The sequence below is a fragment of the Novosphingobium nitrogenifigens DSM 19370 genome (genome assembly GCF_000192575.1).
In the GTDB taxonomy this organism is placed as follows: Bacteria; Pseudomonadota; Alphaproteobacteria; order Sphingomonadales; family Sphingomonadaceae; genus Novosphingobium; species Novosphingobium nitrogenifigens.
The window spans coordinates 207,153-221,879 of sequence record NZ_GL876933.1 but is presented as its reverse complement, the minus strand read 5'-3'; the positions used below and the strand labels follow the sequence as shown (position 1 = coordinate 221,879).

Below are 14,727 nucleotides of genomic sequence, written 5' to 3'. Positions count from 1 at the left end.
CAATTCGGGCAGAGCGCGGCCGTCCCCGATATCCACAGGGCCAACAACACCCACATCCAGATTCAAAAAGAATCTAATTAGGTTTGATTGGACGAACGCAATGCCCGGTCCCCTGCTCGAAACACTCAAAGGCGCCAACCTTGCAACGCGGCCAGTCTGGCTCATGCGTCAGGCCGGGCGCTACCTTCCGGAATATCGCGCGCTCCGGGCCGACAAGGGCGGTTTCCTCGAACTCGTCTATGACAGCGAAGCGGCTGCCGAGATCACTCTCCAACCGATCCGCCGGTTCGGATTCGACGGCGCCATCCTCTTCAGCGACATCCTGATCGTTCCCCATGCGATGGGGCAGAACCTGCAATTCCTCGCCGGGGAAGGTCCACATCTCTCCCCGCGTCTGCTCGATGCCGCTCTCGATACGCTTGTGGCGGTCCCTGAGCGTCTTCTGGCGATCTATGACACGGTCGCGCGTGTACGAGGCGCCCTTGGCCCTGAAACGACGCTGCTGGGCTTTGCAGGCAGTCCCTGGACCGTTGCAACCTATATGGTGGCCGGAGAGGGCAGCAGGGACCAGCATGAGACCCGTGCGCTCGCCTATCGCGATCCAGCGGCTTTCCAGGCGATCATCGACGCCATCGTCGAGGTCACCATCGACTATCTTTCCGGTCAGGTCGCAGCCGGTGCCGAAGGACTGCAGCTGTTCGATTCCTGGGCCGGAACGCTGGCGCCTGCGGAATTCGAACGCTGGGTAATCGCGCCCAATGCGCGCATCGTTGCGGCGATGAAGGAACGCCACCCCGAAATCCCGGTGATCGGCTTCCCCAAGGGCGCGGGCGAAAAGCTTCCCGCCTATGCTCGTGAAACCGGGGTCGATGCTGTCGGCATCGATGAAACGATCGATCCGCTCTGGGCTGCTGCGAACCTTCCCGAAGGACTTCCGGTGCAAGGCAATCTCGACCCCCTGCTTTTGCTGGCCGGCGGGGACATGCTCGAAACGCGCGCCTGTGCGGTGCTCGATGCCTTTGCCGATCGCCCGCATGTCTTCAATCTGGGCCACGGGATCGGACAGTTCACTCCGATCGCCCATGTCGAACGCCTGCTCGACGTCGTGCGCAACTGGAAGCGCTGATCGGCTTTCAGGGGGTCGGAACGATCAGAATCCAACCATCACCGATCCGCCGCACACGCGCATCGGTGATGGGATAGCCCTGCGCGCGCAAGGCAGTGATCAGGGTGGTCGCTGTCGGGTGTTGTCCGGCAACGTGCTCGGTCCAGAACACGGTCGGACAATCACGGGCCATCGTTCGCGATTCCGGCGCGGCCAGAGCGAAACCATGTTCGCGGGCAACCAGATCATAAGCGAAAGGCAGGACTTCGCGATTGTCGCGCGGAGGCAGATCCAGTGTCGGTGCGTTGGGGCCGGTATCGACATGGACGAGCGTTGTCGGACAGGCCCGGACAAGAGAGGAAATCGCCGAAGCCGTCCCGTTCCAGCTTGGTCGTGCAAGTGTACGCTCAAGATTGTCGTGAAGGGCAAGGAGTGCGGCAATGAGGATCACGACATCGATGGCGATCCCAGCCAACGCGGGCAAACGCCGGGTGAGCGCAGAAGCTGACACGGCAAGTGCGAAGGCGAAAACAGGATGGATGGCAATAAGATAACGATTTATAATCAGTGGCTTATGTAAATGAGCCGGAACAAGGACCGCCAAAGCGAGAACAAGACCGCCAAGAGTCGTCGCGATGAGGACAAGACTTTCGCGGTCCTGCCGGTCACCCCGGACTGCACCGACGAACAGGATCGCCGTCCCCGCCAGAGATGCCAGCAACAGGGGACGATTGGACAACAGGGTTTCCAGCGTCTCGTTCTCGATCGCCCAGCGCGCGGCCGACCAACCGGCGGGAAGCCAGAAGGCATGGGTATTGGCGAGCATTGTCGGGAGTTGCAGCGCCAGCGCCGATGCCAGCGGAACCAGCGAGAGAACGACGACCAGGACGAGCCGGGCTGCGGTGTTCCGCCCATGCAACCACGCCGTGCCGAGCACGGCTGCTCCCGCCAGTCCTGCGACGATCACACTGGAAACAAGATGGACGCTTTCGGCAAGGGCTAGCACCACTCCCAGCACAACGAGACTGCCCCCGTGCGTCCGGCCCCGGACAATGACCATGGCCAGCAGAGGAAGCACGAGTGCCGTGAGAGCCAGCGACAGGAAATAGGATCGCAGTTGATCGATCCGGTCGAGCGTGGCGAAAAGTCCTGCCAGAGCGGTCAGATAATACCACGAAACCGCGCGAAGGCGGGAATCGACGCGCCCAAGCATCAGGATTCCCGCAACCGCCACTGCTCCCACGACGAGATTGAACGTCCGCAACGCGGCAACCGTGGAAGAAGGGACGAGGTGCGCGTAAAGCCAGATCAGGCCGTAGAACAGCGGCGGATGGTTGTCGCGCAGCCACGCCGACCAGAGTGTCGGGAAAGGAACACCGGGCCGGACAAGGTAGAAGGTGTAGAATTCGTCGTACCAGGCCCCGCGCGCAAGGATTGCGGTCACGGCGGTAACGGCAAAGGCTCCTGCGAGCACGAGCAAGGTGAAATTGCGAAACCTGGAAAGAGGCGGCATCCCGGTCTATGTCCCCTGCCTGTCCGACCGCTGCGTCGGGCGAACGGCGATCTTGGGCGGGAACGATGCGGACCAGGGCACGGATCTGCAAGAAAAAGGTATGCTTTGCCGATCAGGGGGAAGCCATGGCTGTCGCTGCACGCTTTGCCTATGACGTGCGGCCCTATCGGTGCGACCGATGCGGGCACTATCATCTGACAAGCCGTTTGAAGGGTAAGCGCATTCCTCGTCCCGGGTCAGAACGGTCGAACGAGGATTAGCCGCGACGGGTTGCCAGCGAAGGCCTCTTCCGGCAACGCCCTTGACCATCTATCTTGCAATCCATGCTGCAGGTGCTCGCAATGCTCTACCTCTGGCTCAAGGCTGGTCACGTCATTTTCGTCGTGTTCTGGATGGCGGGGCTGTTCATGCTGCCCCGCTTCTTCGTCTATCATCAGGAGCTTCCCGAGAACGCGCCGGAAAATGCGGCTTGGGTCGATCGCGAAAAGCGGCTCCTCAACATCATCCTGTGGCCCTCGCTGGTGGCGGTCTGGGGCTTTGGTCTGGCTCTGGCGATCAGCGGCGGATGGTTCACGCAAGGGTGGCTCCACGCCAAGCTTGCGGTTGTCTTCGTGCTCAGCGCCTATCATGTGTGGATGGCCGATTATGCGCGCCATCTCGCGGCCGGACGGCGCAAGCTGAGCGGACGGCACTTGCGTATGGTGAACGAAGTGCCCGGCATCTGCGCGGCGCTGATCATCATTCTGGTGATCCTCAAGCCGTTCTGATGAGCCGTCCTTGATTGACGGGGGAAGGCGCACCGGATAAAGGCGCAGGAGCTACCGGAATTGCCCGTCGCGGGCCTGTTCCCGCGCATGGTCTGCTTTCTCCAAGCCCCTAAGACCGTCCGGCCGGCGCCATTCCATCTCCGGAACACGACATGCATTTGAAAGAACTCAAGAAGAAAACCCCCGCCGAGCTGGTCGCGATGGCCGAGGAACTCGGCGTCGAAGGCGCCAGCACCATGCGCCGCCAGGACCTGATGTTTGCCATCCTCAAGGAAGTGGCAGAAGACGGCGAAGAGATTCTGGGCATCGGCACGATCGAAGTGCTGCCCGACGGCTTTGGCTTCCTGCGCAGCCCGGAAGCGAACTATCTGGCCGGTCCCGACGACATCTACGTCTCGCCGAACCAGGTCCGCAAATGGGGCCTGCGCACCGGTGACACGGTCGAAGGCGAAATCCGTGCGCCCAAGGACGGCGAACGCTATTTCGCGATCACTCGCCTGATCAAGGTCAACTTCGACGATCCCGACGCGGTCCGCCATCGCGTCAACTTCGACAACCTGACTCCGCTTTATCCCAACGAGCGCCTGCGTCTCGATACGCTCGACCCGACGGTCAAGGACAAGTCGGCTCGCGTCATCGATCTCGTCAGTCCGCAGGGCAAGGGGCAGCGCGCCCTGATCGTCGCGCCGCCGCGTACGGGTAAGACGGTGCTGTTGCAGAACATCGCCAAGGCGATCACCGACAACCACCCCGAAGTGTTCCTGATCGTTCTCCTGATCGACGAACGCCCCGAAGAAGTCACCGACATGCAGCGCTCGGTCAATGGCGAGGTCATTTCCTCGACCTTCGACGAACCGGCAAGCCGTCACGTACAGGTCGCTGAAATGGTGATCGAAAAGGCCAAGCGTCTGGTCGAGCACAAGCGCGACGTCGTGATCCTGCTCGACTCGATCACGCGTCTGGGCCGTGCCTACAACACCGTGGTGCCGAGCTCGGGCAAGGTCCTGACCGGTGGTGTCGACGCCAATGCCCTGCAGCGTCCGAAGCGCTTCTTCGGCGCGGCGCGCAACATCGAGGAAGGCGGTTCGCTCTCGATCATCGCCACCGCGCTGATCGATACCGGCAGCCGCATGGACGAAGTCATCTTCGAAGAGTTCAAGGGTACCGGCAACTCGGAAATCGTGCTCGACCGCAAGGTTGCGGACAAGCGCATTTTCCCGGCGCTCGACGTGGGCAAGAGCGGCACCCGCAAGGAAGAACTGCTCGTGCCGCGCGACCAGCTGACCAAGATGTGGGTCCTGCGCCGCATCCTGATGCAGATGGGTACGGTCGACGCGATGGAATTCCTGCTCGACAAGATGAAGGATTCCAAGACCAACGAAGACTTCTTCTCGACGATGAACCAGTAAGCGGTTCCGGCGAGCAGAACGCGAAAAAGGGCGGCCCGGCTTTACACCGGGCCGCCCTTTTCATGTTCTGAGGGACGGGGAAATCAGGGTTGCAGTTGTGCGGCCATCAGTTCCCAGACCTTGTTGATCGCCTTCAGCGGGCGGATCATCACCTTGAAATCCTGAATGCGGCCTTCAAGGTCGAAGCGGATGAGATCGATGCCGTTGATCGTCACGCCGTCCACTTCGACAACGAATTCGAGCATGGCTTCCGGCCCGTCGACGAGTTCGCGAACATAGTGAAACGTCTCGTTGCCCAGAACCTTGCCTGCGGCGGTGAGGTAGGACAGCACCCGTTCCTTGCCTTCTTGCGGCGTATGAACCACCGGCGAGTGAAACACCGCATCCTCGGCGATGAGTTCGGCGAGAAGGTCGGTATCATTGCCCAGCATGTAGCGGTGCCAGGCGGCCAGTCCCAGTTGCATCAGTCAGTCTCCTCGATCCTGTCGTTCCATGATCCTGTTCGTTCCAGTTAGGTGAACGGAACCGGAAAGCGCATTGATTGCTCGCAAGTCCTTGTCGGGATCAGGCCAGATTTCGGGCCAGGAATTCGCGGGTGCGTTCGTCGGCAAGGCGGGCACCGGCTTCGTCGCGGCGATTGCCCATCTCGGCGGCAAAGCCGTGGTCGAGGCCTTCGTAATCCCACAAGGTCACATGCTCATCGGTGTCGAGCGCGGCATGGATGGTTGCCTGTGCCTGCGGGCTGACGAAATGGTCGGCGGTCGGAATGTGAAGCGCAAGCGGCTTGGTGATCCCGCCTGCTTCATCGAGCATGGTGTCGATCATGACGCCGTAATAGCCGACCGAGGCATCGATATCGGTGCGGGCCGCGGCCATGTAGGCGAGACGGCCGCCGAGGCAGAAACCGACAAGACCGGTCTTGGCGACGTCCTGCGTGCGAGTCCAGGCGAGCACGGCCTTGATGTCCTCGACACCGAGGTCGGCGTCGTATTGCTGGAAATAGCCGAAGGCTTCCTGCATCTGTTCGGGAACGTCGGGATCGAGTTCGACGCCGGGAGCAAAGCGCCAGAAGATGTCGGGCGCGACGGCAAGATAGCCAAGCTCCGCCCAGCTTTCGACTTTGCGCCGGATGCCTTCGTTCACGCCGAAGATTTCCGGAATGACGATCACGGCAGCCTTGGCGGGCTGTGCAGGGGTGGCGACATAGGCCGGGATCGCACCGGCGCCGTCGAACGAGGGGATCGTGATCATTTCACCCATTTGTGCATTTCATCCTTCATGCAAACTGGCTGGTCGGCAGGCCCGACGGGTTGCCCGCAGATTGGCCGCCGTCGTGGACTTTGCCAAGCTTGCATGACACTCTCGGACCCGGGCAGGCAGGGAGTTGGAGGATAACCGTGAAAGTGAATGTCGAGATCGAGTGCACGCCGGAAGAGGCTCGCCGCTTCCTGGGCTTGCCGGACGTGTCGAAAGCCCATGAGGTTTACGTCGAGACGGTGATCAACGCGATGAAGGGCGTGTCTTCGCCCGATCAGCTCAACAGCTATATCAAGCAGCTGGCGCCGATGGGCGAGATGGGATTGAAGCTGTTCCAGCAATTGATGGAACATGGAACGGGTGCGGCCATGGCCGGCTTCAAGGCGGGAACGGGCAACAAGGGCTAGGCGGTTCAGGCAGGAGAGCCTAGGCGCGAGGCCATGACCATCGATACGATCTTTGCGCTGAGTTCGGGACAATTGCCTGCCGCCATCGGCGTCATGCGCATCAGCGGCCCGCAAGCGGGCCTCGCGCTCGAACGGCTTGCCGGGCGCCTACCTTCTCCCCGGCGTGCAGGGGTGGCGGCGCTGCGTCATCCCGATCATGGCGAAGTGCTCGACCGCACTCTGGTGCTGTGGTTGCCCGGACCCCATAATGCGACGGGCGAGGATTGTGCCGAACTCCATCTCCACGGGGGCAGGGCAGTTGCTGCCGCCGTCGAGGAGGCTTTGCTCGCGCTCGGTCTTCGTCGCGCTGAACCCGGCGAATTCACCCGGCGCGCGTTTGCCAATGGTCGCATCGATCTGGCCGAGGCTGAAGGGCTTGCCGACTTGCTCGAAGCCGAGACCGAATTGCAGCGACGCAGTGCGCAGGCCATGGCCGGTGGCGCCTTGTCCCGCGCGGTCGAAAGCTGGTTGCAGACTTTGCTGGGGCTCTCCGCCCGGCTCGAAGCCTCGCTCGACTTTGCTGACGAAGGCGATGTCGATGACGGCGAGGCGACATTGCCTGTCGGCTTTGGCGAAGCATGCACGCGGCTTGTCGACGACCTTGGTGAATGGCTTTCGCGTCCCCGTGCCGAGCCCTTGCGCGAAGGCTATCGCGTGGTGCTGGCTGGTCCGCCCAATGCGGGCAAGTCGACCTTGTTCAACGCACTGGTCGAGAGCGAAGCCGCGATCATTTCCGCCGAACCGGGGACGACCCGCGACGTGCTGGTGCAGGGTGTGGCGCTTGCCGGAGTGCCGTTCAGTTTCGTCGACACGGCCGGTCTGCGCGAGGAAGGGGTGGGTGCGGTCGAGGCGATCGGAATTGCCCGTGCCCGCGCTGAGGCCGAACGAGCCGACCTTGTCCTCTGGCTCGGACCGGAGGGAGAAGGGCCGCAGGGACCGCACGTGTGGGAGATTGCCGCGCAGTGCGATCGCGAGGATCAGGCCGCGAAGATCGCGCCGATGTTTCGCGTGTCGGCCCGGACCGGTGAGGGCCTTGGCACCTTGCGCGAGGCTCTGGTCGAGCGGGCGCGGTCGGCCATGCCCGCACCGGGACAGGCGGCTCTCAACCGTCGGCAACATGATCTGCTTGATCAGGCGCAGGCTGCCTTGCGCTCGGCATGTCTCGAACGCGACCCGCTGCTCGCGGCTGAATGCCTGCGTCTGGCGCGGCAAGCCTTCGATGCCTTGACCGGCCGCGCTGATACGGAGGCAATGCTCGACGCGTTGTTCGGACGTTTCTGCATCGGCAAGTGATCGTGTTTCACGTGGAACATGGGGAGCTCCCGGGTGTTTTTCCGGTGCCCTGTTCCACGTGGAACAATACCCCCCGGACCCCTTTTGACCTGATCCGGCGAATGCTTTAACGCAGACGCCATGCAGCAATTCGATGTGATCGTGGTAGGCGGCGGACATGCCGGCGTCGAAGCGGCGGCAGTCGCCGCCCGCATGGGAGCGCGTATTGCGCTCGTCTCTTTCGACCCCGCGATGATCGGTGCCATGAGCTGCAACCCGGCCATCGGCGGTCTGGGCAAGGGACACCTTGTCCGCGAAGTCGATGCCTTCGACGGCATCATGGCCCGAGCGGCGGACGCCGGTGCAATCCATTATCGCATGCTCAATCGCTCCAAGGGCAGTGCGGTGCAGGGGCCGCGGATCCAGGCCGACCGTCGCCGGTTCCGTGCTGCGGTTCAGGCCGCGATTGCGGCACAGGACGGACTGACCGTGATCGGTGGCGAAGTCGTCGCCTTGCAGATGGAAGGCGGACGGGCCGCCGGGGTCGAACTTGCCAACGGCACTTGTCTTGGTGCATCGGCGGTTGTCCTGTGCACCGGAACCTTCCTCGGCGGTCGCCTCTATCGTGGCGAAGAGCGAATGGAAGGCGGCCGGATCGGGGAGGCTGCCGCCCATCGTCTGGCGCAGCAATTGCGGGATGCGGCTCTGCCGATGGCGAGGCTCAAGACCGGGACGCCGCCCCGTCTTGACGGACGGACGATCGATTGGGGACGCCTGCCGGAACAGCCGAGCGATCCCGAACCCTGGACGATGTCGCCGTTGGGGAAGGGGCGTGTCCTGCCGCAAGTGTTTTGTGGGATCGCCCGGACCAACCAGCGCACTCATGAAATCATTCGCGGCGGGCTCGATCGCTCGCCTCTCTTCACCGGAGCGATCGAGGCGCAGGGACCGCGGTATTGCCCCTCGATCGAGGACAAGATCCATCGCTTCGGCGACCGTGACGGACACCAGATCTTCCTCGAACCCGAAGGGCTCGACGACCATACGGTCTACCCGAACGGGGTCTCGACGTCGCTGCCGACCGATGTGCAGATCGCGATGATGCGCAGCGTCGAAGGGCTCGAGCAAGTCGAGGTGACCGTGCCGGGCTATGCGGTCGAATACGATCACATCGATCCGCGCGCCTTGCGCAGCAGCCTGGAGGTCAAGGCGATCCCGGGTCTGTTCTTCGCCGGGCAGCTCAACGGGACGACCGGATATGAAGAGGCTGCCGCCCAGGGTCTGGTGGCCGGGCTTCACGCGGCAGGGCAAGTGCTCGGTCGTGAGATCCCGCTGCTCGATCGGGCCAACAGCTACATGGCGGTGATGATCGACGATCTAACGCTTCATGGCGTCAGCGAGCCTTATCGGATGTTGACCGCGCGGGCTGAATATCGCCTGCGCCTTCGTGCCAACAATGCCGGATCACGGCTCACCCCGCTCGCGCTTGCGGCAGGGTGTGTGGGGCCCGAACGGCGCGAGTGGTTCGCCCGACGCGAAGCCGAGCGGGCCCGGATCGATGAGGCGCTGACCCAGACCGCGACCCCCAACGAACTGACCCAAGCCGGGATGGCGGTCCGGGCCGATGGTGCCCGACGCAGTCTCGGCGAGTGGCTGCGCTTTCCCGAAGTCACTCTGGCGGGTCTTTCTCCATGGCTGGGCGAGGGGGCCATCGATCCCTTGCTGGCCGAAGAGATGGAGGAGGACGCAGCCTATGCGCCCTACCTTGCGCGGCAAGAAGCCGAGTTGCGCGACCTGCGGGCGAGCGAACTGGTGGCGCTCGGCGACGATTTTCCTTTTGCCGATGTCCCCGGCCTGTCACGCGAGATGGTCGAGCGTCTGGCTCAGGCGCGACCCGAAACGCTTGCCGCCGCCGGTCGGGTTCCCGGGATCACTCCGGCTGCGCTTGCGAGCCTGCTTGTCCATGCGCGGAGGCGTGCAGCATGAATGCGTTGATTGCCGATGAAGCCGCCGCACAGGCCTGGCTTGTCGAAACCCTGGGCGTCGATGCGGCAGGGATGGAGCGGCTCGGTCGTCTCGTCGATATGCTGCGCGAAGAGAACGAGCGTCAGAACCTGGTCGCCCGCGCCAGCCTGGATCAGGTATGGCAGCGGCACATCGTCGACAGTGCGCAGCTCCTGAGTGTTTCACGTGGAACATCGGCAGGTGAGGGACTGGGCAGCTGGCTCGACCTCGGCACGGGGGCGGGCTTTCCCGGACTGGTCATCGCGGCGTTGCAACCCGAGCGTCCGGTCGTGCTCGTCGATTCGCGTCGGCTTCGTACCGAATGGCTGGCGCGGGCTGCATCGACACTCGGGCTCGATCGCGTGGAGGTCGTTCTGTCCCGCGTCGAGGATTTGCCGGTCGGCACCCATGCGGTCATTTCCGCGCGTGCCTTTGCACCGCTCGAGCGTCTTCTTCCTCTTGCTGCACGTTTTTCCACACCAGAGACACTTTGGTTGTTGCCGAAAGGGGCAAAGGCCCGGCATGAACTGGAAGAGCTTTCGGATGCATGGCGCCACGTGTTTCACGTGGAACAATCGCTGACGGATCCGATAGCCGGTGTGATCGTCGGGCATCTTCTTGCCGCTCCGGCAGGAACGTCGGAACGCTCACGCAAGACGGCGTCAGCATCGGCGTCGAAAGTGTCCAAGCGTAAGAGCAAGTCGGTCCGGATGTCCGGTCGATTGCAAGGCGAGTAAACCGACAGGAAGGGCGCGCACCGATGATTACGATTGCGATTGCCAATCAGAAGGGCGGCGTGGGCAAGACCACCACCGCTATCAATGTCGCGACGGCGCTGGCCGCCACCGGCTGGAAAGTCCTCTTGGCTGACCTCGATCCGCAGGGCAATGCATCGACCGGGCTAGGTGTCAGCGCGGCCGAACGTGAACGATCGTCCTATGATCTCCTGATCGATGGGGCTTCCGTTGCCGATTGTTCGATGGCGACCCGTATCCCCGGGCTCGATCTTCTTCCCGCGACCGTCGACCTGTCGGGTGCAGAAGTGGAACTGGTCAGCGTGGAGAACCGCACCGGACGTCTGCGGGCGGCCTTGTCCGAAGACACTGTGCATGACATCTGTCTGGTCGATTGCCCTCCTTCGCTGGGCTTGCTTACGCTCAATGCCTTGACGGCAGCCGATACCTTGCTGGTGCCGCTGCAGTGCGAATTCTTCGCGCTCGAAGGTTTGAGCCAGCTCTTGCAGACGGTTGAGCGCGTGCAGGAACGCTTCAATCCCGACCTCGGCATTCTGGGCGTCGTGCTGACCATGTACGATCGCCGCAATCGCCTGACCGAACAGGTTTCGGACGACGTCCGTTCCTGCCTCAACGAACTGGTGTTCGAGGCGGTCATTCCGCGCAACGTGCGTTTGTCCGAAGCACCCAGCCATGGCGTTCCGGCGCTGATCTATGACCACTCCTGCGCCGGATCGCAGGCTTACATGAAACTGGCGCGCGAGATCCTCACGCGTCTGCCCGAACAGAGGAAAGCGGCATGAGCAGCGACACCACGGTTCCCCAGGCCAACAAGCCGGCACCGCGCCGTGCCGCGCTCGGGCGTGGCCTTGGCGCCTTGCTCGGCGAAACCCGCCGTGAGGAAGCCGTGGTGCGGACGCCTAATGAGGCGGCCAATGCAGCGCCGGTGCCTTCCGCGCCTTCGCCCGATGGCGGGGTCGTCATTGTCGGTCGTGCGGATTCGGGCCTGATGCTCTTGCCGGTGGCGCAGATCGAGCCGCACCCGGAACAGCCGCGCCGTCATTTCGACGAAGCGGCGCTCGATGAATTGGCGCAGTCGATCGCGGCACGCGGGGTGATCCAGCCCGTTGTCGTTCGCCCGATCGGTCCCAACCGCTATCAGCTTGTTGCCGGTGAACGCCGCTGGCGCGCATCGCAGCGCGCGCGGGTTCACGAAATTCCCGCGATCGTCCGTCAACTCGACGAAACGGAAGTGACTGCTCTTGCGCTGATCGAAAACCTTCAGCGCGAGGATCTCAACCCGGTCGAAGAAGCGCGCGCCTATCAGCGCCTTTCCGAACGCGACGGACTGACCCAGCAAGAGATCGCCAACTTCGTCGACAAGTCGCGCAGCCATGTCGCCAATATCATGCGCCTGCTCGGCTTGCCCGAGGAAGTGCTGGTCATGATCGAACGCGAAGAGCTGTCGATGGGGCATGCCCGTGCCCTGGCGACGCTTCCCGATCCGGTGGAGGCCGCGCGGGAAGTGGTGGCCAAGGGCCTGTCCGTGCGCGAGACTGAAAAGCTCGCCAAGCGAGTCAATCGTCCCGAAAGCAGCGGACCGCGCAAGGCCCGCGCCGAACGCTCGCCGGGGGAATCGGCGGACATCGCGGCGGTCGAAGCCCACGTGGAAGAATTCCTCGGGCTCAAAGTCACGATCAGCGCTGACGCTGATCCGCGCACGGGCACGGTGACGATCCGCTACAAGACGCTCGATCAGCTTGATCTCATTTGCCAGCGGCTGACCGGCGGAGCAATTTAACTACTCAATTAATTTTGATTGACCGGGTCCCCCGGTTCTGGTTTCGTCTGCACAAAGATAACTGGAACCGGGAGAGGAGCCATGTCGCTCGACCAGATACCCCGCAGTGCCTACACTGCGGATCACGAGGCGTTCCGTCAGACGGTGCGTCGTTTCCTGCAGGATGAAATCGAACCCAACGGCGCGAAATGGGCCGAAGACGGGATCGTGCCCAAGTCGGTTTGGCCCAAGGCGGGCGCGCTCGGCATGCTCTGTCCGACGGTTCCCGAGGAATACGGCGGGCTGGGCCTCGATTTCGGCTATAATGCCATCGTGGACGAAGAAAGCGCCTATAACGGCCGCGTTGCCACCGGATTTTCGCTGCAATCGGACATCGTCGTCAATTACCTCGTGTCGTACGGCTCGGAAGAGCAGAAGCGCACCTGGCTTCCCAAACTGGTCTCGGGCGAAGTGGTCACGGCGATTGCGATGACCGAACCGGGCACGGGTTCGGACCTTCAGGGTATGCGTACGACTGCGAAAAAGGACGGCAATCACTACGTCCTCAACGGGTCGAAGACCTATATTACCAATGGCCAGAACGCGGATCTGATCCTGGTCTGCTGCAAGACCGACACCGCGATCGAGCCCGCCTGGAAAGGGGTCTCGATCCTGCTTGTCGAAGCCACGCGCGAGGGATTTCGACGCGGGCGCAATCTCGACAAGATCGGGCAGGACGAAGCCGATACGTCCGAATTGTTCTTCGACGACGTGCGAGTGCCGATCACCAATTGTCTGGGCGAAGAAGGCAAGGGCTTCATCTATCTGATGAGCGAATTGCCGCAGGAACGCCTGTCGATCGCGGTCAGCGCGCAGGCTTCGGCGCAGCGAGCCTTTGACGATACGGTTGCCTTCACGCGGGAGCGCAAGGCGTTCGGCAAGCCGATTCTGGATTTCCAGAACACCCGTTTCACGCTCGCGGACTTGAAAACCAAGCTGCAAGTCGGTTGGGCTCATCTCGACTGGGCGCTGGCCCGCCATTTGCGCAAGGAACTGACGCCGGAAGAAGGGGCGGCGGCCAAGCTCTGGCATACCGAATTGCAGTGGGAGGTGATGGACAAATGCCTCCAGCTTCACGGCGGCGCGGGCTACATGAACGAATATGCCATCGCCCGTGCCTGGCGAGGGGCACGCGTCACCCGCATTTTCGGCGGCACCAATGAGATCATGAAGGAACTGATCGGCCGGAAACTCTGATCGGGAACGATCAGTTACCGGTGTAGACGCGCTTGTCCTTGTGTGGCTTGGCGCGGATCACGCGATGGCGGGGCACGTCGACATATTCGGTAGTGACGGTCTCGGTATAAGTCTGCGGCTTGGCGGGCTGTACCGGGACCAGCGTGTATCCCATTGGAACGTAGACGTAGTTGCCATAGGGGCTGCCCGCCGTCGCGTAAGCGTAAGGGGAGGGGGCATAAGGCGGGGGCGCATAAGGTGAGGGCGCGTAGGCCGAAGGGGCATAAGGTGCCGCAGGCGGCGGCGAAGCGGGAGCCGGAATCCATTGCCCGCTCCAGCGCCCGTCCTGCCACACGCCTTGCCAGATCCAGCCCGGCTGAGGCGGTGTGCCGGGGACGGGAGCAGGAGCAGGAGCAGCGATTGGCGCATCGGGCGGGGGCGCCTTGTCCGCCGCCTGTGCCGAAGAGCCCAGCGCAAAGCCGGTGAGCAGGGCAAGAGTGACGACAGAGCGGATCAGCGGCATCGATGGTTCCCGGACAATGTACCGTCGGTCCGGGCCATGAAGGCGGGACCGACGTTTGTTTACCGGAAATTTACCATCATGACGGCTCGAAAACAAAGCCGGATGCGCGCGGCCGTTACGTTGTGCGCGTCCCGAAACGGGGCGCGAAATTCAGATGCGAGGCGCGATGGCGGCTGCAAAGGCTTCGATACCCGCCGCATCCTCGGCGTCGAACCGCGCGGGAAGGGGGCTGTCGAGATCGATCACCGCCAGAACTATGCCATCGCGCAGAACGGGAACGACGAGTTCCGAGCGACTGGCCGCGTCACAGGCGATATGGCCGGGAAAGGCATGAACATCGGCCACGCATTGGGTCTCCCGGCTTGATGCGGCGGTTCCGCAGACGCCTTTGCCGAGCGGAATGCGGATGCAGGCCGGTTTGCCGATGAAGGGCCCGAGCACGAGTTCGTCTTTGCCGGGATCGAGGCGATAGAAGCCCGCCCAGTTGAGATCGGGAAGGTAAGTCCAGATCAGCGATGCGAGATTGGCCATGTTGGCGATGGCATCACGTTCCCCCTCGGTCAGCGCGAGCGCGGCTTCGGTCAATTCGCGATAGAGCGTGGGCTTGTCCTGCCCCGGCGTGGCGGAAAATTCGAACATGACGCCCTGATAGGCGATTTTTCCGCGCGGCAATATGGGGGC

At 62.9% G+C, this 14,727-nt stretch carries 15 protein-coding genes; 10 read left to right on the top strand and 5 right to left on the bottom strand.

Annotated elements, in window-relative coordinates; translation table 11 throughout:
• Nucleotides 1-100 precede the first annotated feature (100 nt).
• Nucleotides 101-1,126 (top strand): uroporphyrinogen decarboxylase, encoded by a 1,026-nt coding sequence (gene hemE, locus Y88_RS11040; protein WP_008069231.1) that lies wholly within the window; start codon nt 101-103, stop codon nt 1,124-1,126.
• Between the two features lie 7 nt (nt 1,127-1,133).
• Here hemE and Y88_RS11035 read toward each other — a convergent pair whose 3' ends face one another.
• Nucleotides 1,134-2,618, bottom strand: coding sequence for a hypothetical protein (locus Y88_RS11035; RefSeq protein ID WP_008069230.1), 1,485 nt, complete (start codon nt 2,616-2,618; stop codon nt 1,134-1,136).
• A 323-nt stretch (nt 2,619-2,941) separates the two neighbouring features.
• Between Y88_RS11035 and Y88_RS11030 the strand changes: the two genes are divergently transcribed.
• Nucleotides 2,942-3,385, top strand: coding sequence for a CopD family protein (locus tag Y88_RS11030; protein ID WP_008069228.1), 444 nt, complete (start codon nt 2,942-2,944; stop codon nt 3,383-3,385).
• Nucleotides 3,386-3,537: 152 nt separating this feature from the next.
• Nucleotides 3,538-4,794: a transcription termination factor Rho gene (gene rho, locus Y88_RS11025; RefSeq protein ID WP_008069227.1), complete on the top strand. Its 1,257-nt coding sequence runs from the start codon at nt 3,538-3,540 to the stop codon at nt 4,792-4,794.
• An 83-nt stretch (nt 4,795-4,877) separates the two neighbouring features.
• On the opposite strand, the gene Y88_RS11020 is transcribed toward rho, so the two are convergent.
• Both Y88_RS11020 and Y88_RS11015 read right to left on the bottom strand, forming a co-directional pair.
• Nucleotides 4,878-5,258, bottom strand: coding sequence for a nuclear transport factor 2 family protein (locus tag Y88_RS11020; RefSeq protein WP_008069224.1), 381 nt, complete (start codon nt 5,256-5,258; stop codon nt 4,878-4,880).
• 100 nt (nt 5,259-5,358) lie between these two features.
• The gene (locus Y88_RS11015; RefSeq protein WP_008069222.1) at nt 5,359-6,054 is read right to left on the bottom strand and encodes a dienelactone hydrolase family protein; all 696 of its coding nucleotides are present in this window, start codon (nt 6,052-6,054) and stop codon (nt 5,359-5,361) included.
• Nucleotides 6,055-6,191: 137 nt separating this feature from the next.
• Here Y88_RS11015 and Y88_RS11010 point away from each other — a divergent pair, with 137 nt between their 5' ends.
• The 7 genes from Y88_RS11010 (at nt 6,192) to Y88_RS10980 (ending at nt 13,544) form a co-directional block, all read left to right on the top strand.
• Nucleotides 6,192-6,458, top strand: a complete 267-nt coding sequence (locus Y88_RS11010; protein ID WP_026166921.1) for a DUF6489 family protein — start codon at nt 6,192-6,194, stop codon at nt 6,456-6,458.
• A gap of 33 nt (nt 6,459-6,491) precedes the next feature.
• Nucleotides 6,492-7,790 carry a tRNA uridine-5-carboxymethylaminomethyl(34) synthesis GTPase MnmE gene (mnmE, locus tag Y88_RS11005; RefSeq protein ID WP_008069219.1) on the top strand — a complete coding sequence of 433 codons (1,299 nt, stop codon included), beginning with the start codon at nt 6,492-6,494 and terminating at the stop codon, nt 7,788-7,790.
• A gap of 120 nt (nt 7,791-7,910) precedes the next feature.
• Nucleotides 7,911-9,755 (top strand): tRNA uridine-5-carboxymethylaminomethyl(34) synthesis enzyme MnmG, encoded by a 1,845-nt coding sequence (gene mnmG / locus Y88_RS11000; RefSeq protein WP_008069216.1) that lies wholly within the window; start codon nt 7,911-7,913, stop codon nt 9,753-9,755.
• The gene (rsmG, locus tag Y88_RS10995) at nt 9,752-10,510 is read left to right on the top strand and encodes a 16S rRNA (guanine(527)-N(7))-methyltransferase RsmG (RefSeq protein WP_008069215.1); all 759 of its coding nucleotides are present in this window, start codon (nt 9,752-9,754) and stop codon (nt 10,508-10,510) included. Before mnmG ends, rsmG begins: the two co-directional genes overlap by 4 nt.
• A 23-nt stretch (nt 10,511-10,533) precedes the next feature.
• Nucleotides 10,534-11,310, top strand: coding sequence for a ParA family protein (locus Y88_RS10990; RefSeq protein ID WP_008069213.1), 777 nt, complete (start codon nt 10,534-10,536; stop codon nt 11,308-11,310).
• A complete protein-coding gene (locus tag Y88_RS10985; RefSeq protein ID WP_008069211.1) occupies nt 11,307-12,308 on the top strand; it encodes a ParB/RepB/Spo0J family partition protein in 1,002 nt (333 codons plus the stop codon). Before Y88_RS10990 ends, Y88_RS10985 begins: the two co-directional genes overlap by 4 nt.
• Before the next feature lie 81 nt (nt 12,309-12,389).
• Nucleotides 12,390-13,544, top strand: a complete 1,155-nt coding sequence (locus tag Y88_RS10980) for an acyl-CoA dehydrogenase family protein (protein WP_008069206.1) — start codon at nt 12,390-12,392, stop codon at nt 13,542-13,544.
• A 10-nt stretch (nt 13,545-13,554) separates the two neighbouring features.
• Here Y88_RS10980 and Y88_RS10975 read toward each other — a convergent pair whose 3' ends face one another.
• Both Y88_RS10975 and Y88_RS10970 read right to left on the bottom strand, forming a co-directional pair.
• Nucleotides 13,555-14,046 (bottom strand): hypothetical protein, encoded by a 492-nt coding sequence (locus Y88_RS10975; protein ID WP_008069205.1) that lies wholly within the window; start codon nt 14,044-14,046, stop codon nt 13,555-13,557.
• Between the two features lie 150 nt (nt 14,047-14,196).
• Nucleotides 14,197-14,685 (bottom strand): GAF domain-containing protein, encoded by a 489-nt coding sequence (locus Y88_RS10970; protein ID WP_026166920.1) that lies wholly within the window; start codon nt 14,683-14,685, stop codon nt 14,197-14,199.
• Nucleotides 14,686-14,727: the final 42 nt, after the last annotated feature.

Excerpts from the sequence above, each read along its gene's own strand:
- Y88_RS10970 (WP_026166920.1), bottom strand. The coding sequence starts at position 14,685 with ATGTTCGAATTTTCCGCCACGCCGGGGCAGGACAAGCCCACGCTCTAT.
- mnmG (WP_008069216.1), top strand. The coding sequence starts at position 7,911 with ATGCAGCAATTCGATGTGATCGTGGTAGGCGGCGGACATGCCGGCGTC.
- rsmG (WP_008069215.1), top strand. The coding sequence starts at position 9,752 with ATGAATGCGTTGATTGCCGATGAAGCCGCCGCACAGGCCTGGCTTGTC.
- hemE (WP_008069231.1), top strand. The coding sequence starts at position 101 with ATGCCCGGTCCCCTGCTCGAAACACTCAAAGGCGCCAACCTTGCAACG.
- mnmE (WP_008069219.1), top strand. The coding sequence starts at position 6,492 with ATGACCATCGATACGATCTTTGCGCTGAGTTCGGGACAATTGCCTGCC.
- Y88_RS10980 (WP_008069206.1), top strand. The coding sequence starts at position 12,390 with ATGTCGCTCGACCAGATACCCCGCAGTGCCTACACTGCGGATCACGAG.
- Y88_RS11035 (WP_008069230.1), bottom strand. The coding sequence starts at position 2,618 with ATGCCGCCTCTTTCCAGGTTTCGCAATTTCACCTTGCTCGTGCTCGCA.
- Y88_RS10975 (WP_008069205.1), bottom strand. The coding sequence starts at position 14,046 with ATGCCGCTGATCCGCTCTGTCGTCACTCTTGCCCTGCTCACCGGCTTT.
- Y88_RS11015 (WP_008069222.1), bottom strand. The coding sequence starts at position 6,054 with ATGGGTGAAATGATCACGATCCCCTCGTTCGACGGCGCCGGTGCGATC.
- rho (WP_008069227.1), top strand. The coding sequence starts at position 3,538 with ATGCATTTGAAAGAACTCAAGAAGAAAACCCCCGCCGAGCTGGTCGCG.
- Y88_RS10990 (WP_008069213.1), top strand. The coding sequence starts at position 10,534 with ATGATTACGATTGCGATTGCCAATCAGAAGGGCGGCGTGGGCAAGACC.
- Y88_RS10985 (WP_008069211.1), top strand. The coding sequence starts at position 11,307 with ATGAGCAGCGACACCACGGTTCCCCAGGCCAACAAGCCGGCACCGCGC.
- Y88_RS11030 (WP_008069228.1), top strand. The coding sequence starts at position 2,942 with ATGCTGCAGGTGCTCGCAATGCTCTACCTCTGGCTCAAGGCTGGTCAC.
- Y88_RS11020 (WP_008069224.1), bottom strand. The coding sequence starts at position 5,258 with ATGCAACTGGGACTGGCCGCCTGGCACCGCTACATGCTGGGCAATGAT.